Source organism: Streptomyces reniochalinae (genome assembly GCF_003323735.1).
Lineage (GTDB): Bacteria > Actinomycetota > Actinomycetes > Streptomycetales > Streptomycetaceae > Streptomyces > Streptomyces reniochalinae.
Window position 1 is genome coordinate 36,330 of the sequence record NZ_QOIM01000026.1, and the last position, 10,766, is coordinate 47,095.

Annotated in this window: 10 protein-coding genes; 8 read left to right on the forward strand and 2 right to left on the reverse strand. The window is 72.0% G+C overall.

What is annotated here, in order from left to right; all coding sequences use genetic code 11:
• Window positions 1-62 precede the first annotated feature (62 nt).
• From DQ392_RS35110 to DQ392_RS07915, 3 genes are read left to right on the forward strand one after another with little or no spacing between them, the layout of a single operon-like run.
• Entirely contained in the window at window positions 63-1,160 is a 1,098-nt protein-coding gene (locus DQ392_RS35110; protein WP_114015002.1) for a LacI family DNA-binding transcriptional regulator, read from the forward strand.
• A gap of 34 nt (window positions 1,161-1,194) precedes the next feature.
• On the forward strand, window positions 1,195-1,731 hold the full coding sequence (locus DQ392_RS07910; protein WP_114014803.1) for a VOC family protein: 537 nt from the start codon (window positions 1,195-1,197) through the stop codon (window positions 1,729-1,731).
• Window positions 1,724-2,524 carry a MerR family transcriptional regulator gene (locus DQ392_RS07915; RefSeq protein WP_181856326.1) on the forward strand — a complete coding sequence of 267 codons (801 nt, stop codon included), beginning with the start codon at window positions 1,724-1,726 and terminating at the stop codon, window positions 2,522-2,524. Before DQ392_RS07910 ends, DQ392_RS07915 begins: the two co-directional genes overlap by 8 nt.
• A gap of 73 nt (window positions 2,525-2,597) precedes the next feature.
• Here DQ392_RS07915 and DQ392_RS07920 read toward each other — a convergent pair whose 3' ends face one another.
• The gene (locus tag DQ392_RS07920) at window positions 2,598-3,290 is read right to left on the reverse strand and encodes a TetR/AcrR family transcriptional regulator (RefSeq protein WP_220182599.1); all 693 of its coding nucleotides are present in this window, start codon (window positions 3,288-3,290) and stop codon (window positions 2,598-2,600) included.
• Window positions 3,291-3,435: 145 nt separating this feature from the next.
• On the opposite strand from DQ392_RS07920, the gene DQ392_RS07925 reads away from it, so the two are divergent.
• The 4 genes from DQ392_RS07925 to wrbA all read left to right on the forward strand — a co-directional run bounded on the left by DQ392_RS07925 (window position 3,436) and on the right by wrbA (window position 8,550).
• Complete coding sequence (locus tag DQ392_RS07925) at window positions 3,436-4,461, forward strand: hypothetical protein (RefSeq protein ID WP_245981255.1); 1,026 nt, start codon at window positions 3,436-3,438, stop codon at window positions 4,459-4,461.
• A gap of 834 nt (window positions 4,462-5,295) precedes the next feature.
• Window positions 5,296-5,865 carry a DUF4232 domain-containing protein gene (locus DQ392_RS07935; protein WP_114014807.1) on the forward strand — a complete coding sequence of 190 codons (570 nt, stop codon included), beginning with the start codon at window positions 5,296-5,298 and terminating at the stop codon, window positions 5,863-5,865.
• A gap of 452 nt (window positions 5,866-6,317) precedes the next feature.
• A complete protein-coding gene (locus DQ392_RS07945; RefSeq protein ID WP_114014808.1) occupies window positions 6,318-7,748 on the forward strand; it encodes a purine-cytosine permease family protein in 1,431 nt (476 codons plus the stop codon).
• 181 nt (window positions 7,749-7,929) lie between these two features.
• On the forward strand, window positions 7,930-8,550 hold the full coding sequence (wrbA, locus tag DQ392_RS07950) for an NAD(P)H:quinone oxidoreductase (RefSeq protein WP_114015003.1): 621 nt from the start codon (window positions 7,930-7,932) through the stop codon (window positions 8,548-8,550).
• 111 nt (window positions 8,551-8,661) lie between these two features.
• On the opposite strand, the gene DQ392_RS07955 is transcribed toward wrbA, so the two are convergent.
• Complete coding sequence (locus DQ392_RS07955; protein ID WP_114014809.1) at window positions 8,662-10,113, reverse strand: MFS transporter; 1,452 nt, start codon at window positions 10,111-10,113, stop codon at window positions 8,662-8,664.
• Between the two features lie 164 nt (window positions 10,114-10,277).
• Between DQ392_RS07955 and DQ392_RS07960 the strand changes: the two genes are divergently transcribed.
• A complete protein-coding gene (locus tag DQ392_RS07960; RefSeq protein ID WP_114014810.1) occupies window positions 10,278-10,748 on the forward strand; it encodes a MarR family winged helix-turn-helix transcriptional regulator in 471 nt (156 codons plus the stop codon).
• The last annotated feature ends 18 nt before the right edge of the window (window positions 10,749-10,766 follow it).

The window sequence follows — 10,766 nt, forward strand, 5'->3', positions numbered from 1 at the left end:
CAAGCAGCCCGAGCGGCACGGGCGCAGGCCCGGAAGCGACCGGAGCGGTCGGCGGCTCCGAGGTGCCGGCGCAGCGGCGTCGTCCGACCATCAAGGACATCGCACGGCGGTCAGGGGTGTCCGAGAGCGCCGTCTCGTTCGCGCTCAACGGCCGCCCAGGGGTGTCGGAAACCACCCGCGCGCGGGTGCGCCGGGTGGCCGAGCAGGTCGGTTGGCGGCCCAGCACCGCCGCCCGGGCGCTGTCCGGAGAGGGCGCGGCCACCATCGGCCTGGTACTGGCACGCCCCGCGCGCATGCTCGGGGTCGAATCGTTCTTCCTCCAGCTCATCTCCGGCGTCCAGCAGGTGCTCGCGCAGCGCAGGCTCGGCCTGCTCTTCCAAGTGGTGGAGGACGTGACGGCCGAGTGCGCGATGTACCGCCACTGGTGGGCCGAGCACCGCGTCGACGGTGTCCTGCTGGTCGATCCGCGCTCGGCGGACCCGCGGCCCGGGATCCTGGAGTCGCTGGGGCTTCCCGCCGTCGCCATCGGAGGCACCCAGACCCGGCACCGCCTCTCCGCCGTCTCCGCCGACGACGCGAAAGCCATGACGTCGGTCGTCTCCCACCTGTACGAGCTGGGGCACCGCGACATCGTGCACGTCGCGGGGCTTGCCGGGCTGGCGCACACCGAACGCCGGATCGCCTCCTTGCGGGCCGAGGCCGGGCGGCGCGGCCTGCCGCGTGCCAGGTCCCTGACGACCGACTACTCGGATGCCGAGGGCGCGGCGATGACCCGGCGGCTGCTCGAGGAGGACACGCCGCCGACCGCGGTCATCTACGACAACGACGTGATGGCCGCCGCGGGAGTGGCCGCCGCGGCCGAGCGGGGTCTGGCGGTCCCTGGTGACCTGTCCATCGTCTCCTGGGAGGACTCCGTGCTCTGCCGCATGGTGCACCCGTGGCTGACCGCGCTGGCCCGCGACCCGGTCGCCTTCGGGCGCGGCGCCGCGCGGGAGCTGACCCGTCTCCTGGACGGCTCGCCCTCGCGTACCGTCAGGGTGCCGCTGCCCGAACTGCTGGTGCGGGAGAGCACGGCGGCGCCCAAGAGCCGTGCGGCTGCGGGCCCTCCCGGCCCCGGCCTCCCTGGCAAGGACACGGACTCGGAGTGGGACTCGGCTTGACCCTCACGCCGCGTGAGGCCGAAAGGTGGGGTCCATGAGCGACTACTACAACGCGTTCGAGATGAGCCCCGTACCCGCTCCCGGCCCGGACGCCGTCCCTCCGGAGCCGTTCCGCGGCATCTACGGCATGCCCGCTTTCGCGACGATCCCGACGGGCGACTTGGCGGAGTCGCTGGACTTCTGGACCCGCGGACTCGGCTTCGTCGACCTGTTCAGCATCCCCAGTCAAGTCGTGCATCTGCGCCGGTGGGCGTTCCAGGACGTCCTCCTCGTCCCGACGACGAGCGTCCCGGAACAGCCGGCGGGGCCGAGCCTGAGTTTCGCTTGCGTGCTCGGTCAGGTCGATGCGGTCGTCGGGGCCTGTCGTGCGCTGCGCCCGGACTCGGTGGAAGGGCCACGAGACACCCCCTGGAACACCCGCGACGTCGTCGTGACCACGCCGGAGAAGGCGTGGATCGTCTTCACCGCGGCGAAGCCCTTCGACCCGTCCAGCCAGGAGGCGCGCCACCTCGCAGCCGTCGGGATCGAACCGCCGGGCGCCGGTCGCGGCGACAATGGCAGGCATGCCTGATACCACCGACGTCGACGGCCTGACCGTCGGTCAGGTCTCGGCGCGGCTGGGCGTGACGGTCCGCGCGCTGCACCACTGGGACGAGATCGGCCTGGCCCGGCCCTCACTGCGCACGGCTGCCGGATACCGGCTCTACACCGCCGGTGACCTCGAGCGCCTCCACCGCATCGTCGTCTACCGCGAGATCGGTCTCGGCCTGGACCGGATCCGGGCCGTGCTGGACGACTCGGCGGACGTGCCCGGTGCCCTGCGCGCGCAGCGCACCCGGGTCGCCGAACGGATCGAACGCCTCCAGCGGCTCAGCGCCGGACTGGATCGGATGATCGACGCCCACGAGCGCGGCCTGCTGCTCACCCCCGATCAGCAGGCCGCGGTCTTCGGCCCGCAGTGGGATCCGGACTGGCCTGCCCAGGCCCGCCGGCGCTACGGGGATACGACGCAGTGGCGGCAGTACGCCGAACAGTCGGCGTCCCGCGGCCCGGAGGAATGGCAGGCCGTCGCCGATGACGTCGCCGGCTTCGACCGCGCCCTCGCGGAGGCGATGGACGCCGGCGTCACACCCGGCAGCCCGGAGGCGCATCGACTCGTCGAGCGGCACCGGGAGGTCTTCGCCTCGTACTTTCCGCTGACCAGGCAGATGCAGGTCTGTCTCGGCCGCATGTACGAGTCCGATCCGGGCTTCGCCGCCCACTACGACGGCATCCGCACCGGTCTCGCCTCGTGGTTCCGCCGCCTGGTCGACGCCGGCGCGCGCGCCCACGGCATCGACCCGGACACCGCGACCTGGGAGTAGCGGGTCCGGTACGCAAGTCCGCCCCATGGGGCGTCCTCGGGCGCCCCTGAGGGTGCGGGGGCCCGGGTGGACTTCACGGCCTGCCGCGGCCTTCCGCCGCGTCGAACGCGGGTGCCAGCGGAGCCATCGCCGCGCGCAGCAGGCCGGGCAGCGAGCCGGAGGGCACGACCAGCCCGCCGGCACCGGAGCCCCCCTCGGGCCCACAGGCACCGGTGGCACCAGCGGCCTCGTCGGCCCCACTGGCCCCGGCCGACCGGAGCCAGCCCTCCAACGCGATGCGCACCGCCGCGGCGACGCTCGCCGCGAGGACGCGGGCTGTTTGCGCTCCGGTGTCGGCGAGACGTTCGGCGAACACCGCCGTGAGAGGGGGCTCGATCCCGGTGGCGGCGTCGAGGAACGCCTCGCGCAGCGCGGTCCCGGTGGCGATCAGCAGCAGCGCCTCGCGCTCGCGCTCACCGGCGTTCGTGTACTGCTCGATCACCGCCTCGGTGACGGCATCGGCCAGTCGCACTCCTGCGGGCCGTGCCGCAACCGCCGCCGCGATCCGCGTCTCCCGGTCCGCGGTGACGGCGGCGACGATCGCCTGCTCGCGGCTGGCGAAGTAGTTGTTGTAGGTGCGGGGCGAGACCCCTGCCGCCTCCGCGATGTCCTCGACTCGCACCTGGTCGGGTCCGTGCTCCACGGCCAGGCGCAGAGCCGCCTCACGCAGCGCTTCCCGCGTGGCTCGCTTCTTCCTCTCCCGCAGCCCTGGGGGTGGTGTCGTCACGGGCGTCAGCGTTCCACACGGATATGCGTACACGCAAACTTGCGCATACGCAAACTTGCGTGCGCGCATTTTTCTTGTCAGTCTCGACGCCACCCAGGAGCGGCGGCGACCTCGGCCCGCCCGGGAGCGACAGGGAGGACAGCGCATGCGAGCAAGAGGAATGACCTACGACACGGGATTCGTCGTGCACGGCCAGACGTCCCGCGAACACTTCGACCCTGAGGTCGTCCGGCGTGAACTCGCCCTCATCCGCGACGATCTGCACTGCGACGCGGTCCAGGTCATCGGCGGCGATCCGGAGCGGCTTCAGCTGGCGGCCGGCGCCGCCGCCGAGCTCGGCCTGGAGGTCTGGTTCTCGCCCTACCCGCTGGAGCTGGACCCCGACCGCATCCTCGCGCTCTTCAGGGACTGCGCGGAGCGGGCGGAACGGCTGCGACGCGAAGGGGCCGCGGTCGTGTTCGTCGCGGGGGTGGAGCTGAGCGTGATGAACCGCGGGTTCCTCCCCGGCGAGAGCCCGGAGGAGCGGGTCGGGCAACTCATGCGACACCCCGAGCAGCGGCCCGAAGCCCTGCGCCAACTCGGCGTACGCGTGAACGCGTTCCTCCGCGACGCCGCCGCCACGGTGCGCGAGCGCTTCGGAGGCGGACTGACCTACGCGGCCATCCAGTTCGAGCAGGTCGACTGGGCCCCCTTCGACTTCATGACGTTCGAGTTGATCCGCTCCGCCGAGGTCGCCGACGGATTCCGCGACGCGGTGCGCACCCTGGCCCGCGGCCCGAAACCGCTCGCCCTCACCGGATTCGGCACAGCGGCCTACCGCGGCGCGGGAGACAGAGGCGGGCGGGTGCTGGAGGTGGTCGAGCACGACCCGGACACCAGAGCTCCGGTACGCCTGAACGACGTGTACGAGCGCGACGAGGCCGGCCAGGCCGCCTACCTGAGCGAACTGCTGGAGATCTTCGAGACCGAGGGCGTGGACAGCGCCTTCGTGTTCCTGTTCGCCCTCGCCGACTATCCGCACCGCCCCGACGGCGACCCCAGGGACGATCTGGACCGGGCAAGTCTGGGCATCGTCAAACCCCTCGAAGGACGCCGGGGCCGCACCTACCCCGACATGGAGTGGGAACCCAAGGAGGCCTTCGCGGCGGTGGCCCGGCGGTATCGGAGGTGACAGCCCCCACGGCTCGATCGGCGGCCCCTCGGCCGATGGCGACGCCCCTCGGCCGATGACGACGGACCACGCCTCCGGGCTCGCCTCGTCCCTGTCGGGCCTCGCCGCCTACTCGGAGCGGTGACCGCCGCGCAGGGTGGCGCCGGCAGGCGGGCCGCCGGGGGCGTTCCCGCCCTTCCCGCGGGGCAGCGGCCCGCGCCGCAGCGGCTCGGGCCAGGCGTTTCGCGATCAGGGGCCGTGGATACCCGTGCAGTCGCGCAAGCTGTGTGAAGGCCGAGCCGTGGCCACCGGCTTCGACCGGGCCCCGACGCCGCCGGCCCGGCCAGAACCGTGCGGCGTGACCTGCTCCCGACGCATCTTTTCCACGTCATGTCTCAGCCACACGAACCCCCGCGAGAACCGCAGGCACCACAGGAACCGTACGGGCCGGGCGGGCCGCACGGCCCCGTGCGGCCGTCGCACCCGGACCCCACGCCGCCGAACCCCGGCCCCGGGCCGGGTCCGCCCGCCCCGGAACCCGGCCCCGCTCCGGGCCCCGCGCCTCCGCCGGGACCGGACCCGGTGCCGCCGAAGCCACCACCGCCGGGCCCCGACCCGGTGCCGCCGCACCCGCAGCCGCCCACTCCGGGGCCCGAGCCCGGTCCGGCTCCCGACCCGGTGCCTCCCGTCCAGCCGCAGCCCGACACCGGCGGCTCGGACACCAGCGCATTACGGTCCCGGTCGGAGGGAGCGTAGAAAAAGAGGGACCTTTGCGGTGAACTTTTCACTCCGTGCGCACATCCCACTCTGTGGACGCAGGAAGCGCCCTGTAGAGACAGAGAGGGGACGGACCGCATGACTGAGCACAGCACCAGCACCGCACGGGGGCGGGTGGCCAGGCGCGCCGCGGGGGCGGGCCTGGCCCTCCTCGCGACCGCAGGCGTCGGGATCGCCGGGGCCGGATCGGCGCAGGCGGCGGAGGCGCGGAGCACCACACCGACCTGCACCACCTCGGGGCTGACCGCCTCGTTCGGGCAGAAGCTGGGCGGCGGGATGAACCACGAGGGAGTGGTTCTCGAGCTGAAGAACACCAGCGGACACAGCTGCGCACTGCGCGGATACGCGGGGCTGGGCCTGGAGGACTCCGAGCACCGGACGCTGAGTTCGACCGCGGAGTGGGGCAGCACCTGGTACGCGCAGGACCCCGGTAAGGAGACGCTCACGCTCGACGACGGCGAGAGCGCGGAGGCCGTCGTGTCGTGGACGCACGCCAACACCGGCACTTCCGAGGCCCGTCACGCCTCCTACCTCCAGGTCACACCGCCCGCCAACACCGCTCACAAGACGCTGAAGCTCCCGGCATGGGTGGACAACGGCCGCCTCCAGGTGACGGCGTTCTCGCCGCACGCCGAACTCAACGGCTGAGGCGGGGCGGGCCAGGCGAGGTCCATCGGCAGACGAAGAGGGCGCACCCGGACGGGTGCGCCCTCTTCCGCGTTCCCGGGTGACGTGTCCGGGAGGTGTACGAAGCCGTCCCGGCAGCCACGGGGGGAGCTGCCGGGACGGCGCTTCACACCCTACGGGCCCTCCGTGGCGGTGAGCATCCCTTGGACACAACCCGGCCATGCCCTGGACACAGGAGGGCCCTGCGTGGGCATGTCGCCCCACGGCACCACCCAGCACCCAGCACCCAGCACCCAGCACCCAGCACCCAGCACCCAGCACCCAGCACCCAAAGAGTCACACGAGCCACAGACACCACAAGCACCACAGACATCACTTCTCACACAGAAGTCACACCGATGTATTGACGTCCATTCACGTGACCCTCAGCATGAATACATTCATGCAGTCCGGCGAAGGGAAGGTGCGACGCAATGGCCGGTGTGGTGGAGCGGCGCTCGATCGATGTCGTCCCGGACGCGGAGCGGTACGGCACGGCCTTCAGTCAGTTCACGCTCTGGCTGGGCGCCAACCTCCAGATCACCGCCGTCGTGACGGGCGCCCTCGCCGTCGTCTTCGGCGTACAGGCGTTCTGGGCGATACTCGGCCTGCTGATCGGCAACCTGCTGGGCGGCGCGGTGATGGCACTGCACTCCGCGCAGGGCCCCCGGCTGGGCCTGCCGCAGATGATCTCCAGCCGCGCCCAGTTCGGAGTCCGGGGCGCGGCGGTGCCGCTCGCGCTGGTCATCGTGATGTACATCGGCTTCTTCGCCAGCGGCAGCGTCCTGGCGGGCCAGGCGGTCGGCGAGCTGACGCACCTCGGGGAGACTCCCGGCATCGTCCTGTTCGCGCTCATCACGGCCGTGGCCGCCGCCGTCGGGTACCGGGTGATCCACGCGCTGGGCAGGATCGCGGGCCTGGTGTGCGCGGCCACCTTCGTCTACCTGGGCATCCGGCTGCTCCAGCGCGCCGAGCTGACCGACCTGCTGGCCGACCGCACCTTCTCGTTCCCGCTCTTCCTGCTGGCCATCTCCCTGGCGGCCTCCTGGCAGCTGGCCTTCGGCCCGTACGTCGCCGACTACTCGCGCTACCTGCCGCGTTCCACCTCGGCGCGGGCCACGTTCTGGTGGACGCTCGGCGGTTCGGCGCTGGGCTCGCAGTGGTCCATGACGTTCGGGGCGCTGGCCGCGGCGGCGGCCGGGTCCGGCTTCGTCGGCAACGAGGTGGGTTACGTGGTGGGGCTGGGCGGGGCCGGCGTGGTCGTCTCGTTCCTGTACTTCGTCATCGCGCTGGGCAAGCTGACGATCAACGTCCTCAACACCTACGGCGGCTTCATGTCCGTGGTGACGGGCGTCAGCGGTTTCCGCGGCCAACGGCAGCTGGGGCCGCGCGCCCGGGCCTGCTACATCGCCGGAATCATGGTCGCGGGCACGGCGGTGGCGCTGCTGGGGAAGGACAGCTTCCTGACGTCCTTCAAGGACTTCCTGCTCTTCCTGCTCACCGCGTTCACGCCTTGGTCGGCCATCAACCTCGTCGACTACTACGTGATCGCCAAGGAGCGCTACGACCTGCCCGCGCTCAGCGATCCGCACGGCCGCTACGGCGCCTGGCGGTGGAAGGCCCTGACCGTCTACGCCGTCGGGCTCGTCGCGCAGTTCCCCTTCCTCGCCACCCACTTCTACACCGGGCCGCTGGTGGACCCGCTCGGCGGTGCCGACATCTCCTGGCTCGTCGGCCTGGCCGTCCCCGCCGTCCTCTACTGGCTGGTGACCCGCCGGGACACCGGCCACATACCGGAGCGCACCATCCTGACCGTCCCCGCGGCGGCGGCCGAACAGCAGGAGACGGCGCAACCGGCGGGGTGAAGGGCGCGGGGTCCGGCCGGCGCGGCCCGGACCCCGCGCCTGCCAGGGCGTTCCCTCCCGTCCACCGTTATGGTTTAACCTTCAACCAGTTACGGGCGCCGTTCCGCAGCCCACCCGCCACCCCGGGCGCCGGCTCCGCGGCGGCCGTACGGACGACACCGAGGGAATGGGAGACAACACCGTGAGCACCCCGACGAAGCTCGCCGTCATCTACTACTCGGCCACCGGCACCATCGCCGAGATCGCCAAGGAGATCGCGCGCACAGCGGAGCAGGCCGGCGCCGAGGTCCGGCTGCGCCGAGCCGCCGAGCTCGCCCCGCAGGAGGCCATCGACTCCAACCCGGCGTGGGCCGCGAACGCCGCCGCCACTGCCGACATACCTCTCGCCGCCCCGGAGGACATGGTGTGGGCCGACGCCGTCGTCTTCGGCACGCCGACCCGCTACGGCAACGTCGCCTCGCAGCTGAAGCAGTTCATCGACACGCTGGGCGGCCTGTGGGCCGAGGGCAAGCTGGCCGACAAGGTCTACAGCGGCTTCACCTCGTCCGCCACCAGCCACGGCGGCCAGGAGTCGACCCTGCTGGCCCTCTACAACACGGTGCACCACTTCGGCGGCATCCTCGTCGCCCCCGGTTACACGGACCCGGCCAAGTTCGGTGACGGCAACCCCTACGGCACCTCCCACGTCGACGCGCAGGGCAACAACCCGGTCGACGACACCACGCGTACCGCCGCCCGTATCCAGGCCGAGCGCGTCGTGAAGGTCGCCGCCGCCCTGACCTCCGGCGGCGCCACCGGCTGACCTTCCGCGCCGCCCGCCACCGCGGGCGCCGGGCCCCCACCGCGCGGGGCCCGGGACAGCCGCTTCGGGCGGTGGGTACGCGGTCAGCGCGTCTCCCACCGCCCGGTGCGGTCAGGCGTCGACAGCCGCGGGCTCGGCAGCGGCGGGAGACGGCGCGGCATCGGACCCGCTGCGGCGGGCGGCCGGGATCGCGGCGGCGACGGCAGCGGCGACCAGCGCGACACCGCAGCCGATCAGCAGCCCGGTACGGAAGCCGCTCTGCGAGGTGAAGGTGTAGCCGCCCTTGGTCAGGGTCATCTGTGCGAGGACGACGCCGACCACGGCGGCGCCGATCGACGTGCCCAGGGAGCGCATGAGGGTGTTGAACCCGTTGGCGGCCGCCGTCTCGGACTGCGGGACCGAGCCCATGATCAGGGCCGGCATCGACCCGTAGGCGAGCCCGACCCCGCTGTTGACCACGATCATGACGACCATCAGCCCCCAGGCCGTGCCCATCAGCGGGAGCGACAGCCCGTAGCCGAGGGCGATGACCAGGACGCCGCTGATCAGCGTCGTCTTGGGGCCGCGGGCGTTGGTGAGCATGCCGCCGAGCGGGGAGACGAGCATCATCATGATGCCGCCGGGTGCCATCCACAGACCGGCGGCGAGCATCGACTGCCCCAGCCCGTACCCGGTGGCCTCGGGGAACTGCAGGAGCTGGGGGATGACCAGCATGCTCGCGTACATGCCGAAGCCGACGAAGACCGAGGCGACGTTGGTGAACAGCACGCGCGGGCGGGCCGTGGTGCGCAGGTCGATCAGCGGGTCGTGAGTGCGCACCTCCCAGGCGCCCCAGCCGACGAGGACCACGGCAGCGGCGGCGAACAGCCCCAGAGTGGTGCCGGACGCCCAGCCCCAGTCGCCGCCCTTGGAGACGGCCAGCAGCAGGCAGACGAGGCCGACGGCGAGCCCCAGCGCCCCGGGGCCGTCGAAGCGCTGCCCCTTGGCGGCGGCGGGCACCTCGGGGACGAACGACCAGAGCAGGACGGCGACGAGTGCCGCCATCCCCGCCGCGCCCCAGAACAGGACGCGCCAGTCGGCGTACTGCGCGATCGCGGCGGCGATCGGCAGGCCCAGACCACCTCCGATCCCCATGGAGGCGCTGACCAGGGCGATGGAGGAGCTGAGCTTCTCCTGCGGGACCACGTCGCGCAGCAGGGCGATGCCCAGCGGCACCATGCCCATCCCCATCCCCTGGAGGCACCGGCCGACGATCATGGGCACCACCGTCGACGACAGGGCGCACACCACGGAGCCGGCCATCAGCGGCACGGCGCACACCAGCAGCATGCGGCGCTTGCCGACCATGTCACCGAGGCGGCCGAAGACGGGCACGCAGACGGCACCCACCACCAGCGTGGCCGTGATCACCCAGGCGGCGTTCGACGCGCTGGTGTGGAGAATCTTCGGCAGCTCCGCGATCAGCGGGGTGACCAGCGTCTGCATGATCGCTGCCGTGATGCCCGCGAAGGCGAGCGTGGCAACCACGCCGCCCGCACGGGCTGAGGGCTCGGTGGCCTCCATGCCGGAACTCCTCGTTGTCTGGCCGGACATTGATGTGCATCGTACATGCAATGTGGCCCATGCATTTCTCATGTCCCATACACAGCTATGAGAGAATGCCGTCGGGCAGCCGACGCCGCCGGGCGCCCATGGCTCGCAGGGAAAAGCAGGAGGCAGCACGGCACATGAGCAACCGCACCCACGAAGTCGAGTACGAGCAGATGCTGCTGAGCCGCCACGGGCTGTGGCAGCACAAGGGCGGCCGCGGCAAGGACGGGCTGGTGGAGCGGAGCGCCTACATCCTGCTCAGCCGGATCCGCGTCCAGGGTCCGATGTCCATCGGCGAACTCAGCGACGCCTTCGGTCTCGACGCCTCCACGCTCAACCGCCAGACGGCGGCGGCGATGCGCTCAGGGCTGGTCGAGCGGATCCCCGACCCCGCGGGCGGCATGGCACGCAAGTTCCGGATCACCGACAAGGGCGCCCGCATGCTCGACGAGAAGCGGGACTACTTCGTCCATGCCCTCGACAAGGTGATGGCCGACTGGTCGGACGAGGACATCGCCCACTTCGCCTCCTACCTCAGGCGTTTCAACAGCGACATCGAACGCATCGAGGGCCGCCCGTGGCCCCGCCCCGGAACCGACGGTCCCTGAGGACGGTTGGCGCCCCCG

Excerpts from the sequence above, each read along its gene's own strand:
- DQ392_RS07910 (WP_114014803.1), top strand. The coding sequence starts at position 1,195 with ATGAGCGACTACTACAACGCGTTCGAGATGAGCCCCGTACCCGCTCCC.
- DQ392_RS07915 (WP_181856326.1), top strand. The coding sequence starts at position 1,724 with ATGCCTGATACCACCGACGTCGACGGCCTGACCGTCGGTCAGGTCTCG.
- DQ392_RS07925 (WP_245981255.1), top strand. The coding sequence starts at position 3,436 with ATGCGAGCAAGAGGAATGACCTACGACACGGGATTCGTCGTGCACGGC.
- DQ392_RS07935 (WP_114014807.1), top strand. The coding sequence starts at position 5,296 with ATGACTGAGCACAGCACCAGCACCGCACGGGGGCGGGTGGCCAGGCGC.
- DQ392_RS07945 (WP_114014808.1), top strand. The coding sequence starts at position 6,318 with ATGGCCGGTGTGGTGGAGCGGCGCTCGATCGATGTCGTCCCGGACGCG.
- DQ392_RS07955 (WP_114014809.1), bottom strand. The coding sequence starts at position 10,113 with ATGGAGGCCACCGAGCCCTCAGCCCGTGCGGGCGGCGTGGTTGCCACG.
- DQ392_RS07960 (WP_114014810.1), top strand. The coding sequence starts at position 10,278 with ATGAGCAACCGCACCCACGAAGTCGAGTACGAGCAGATGCTGCTGAGC.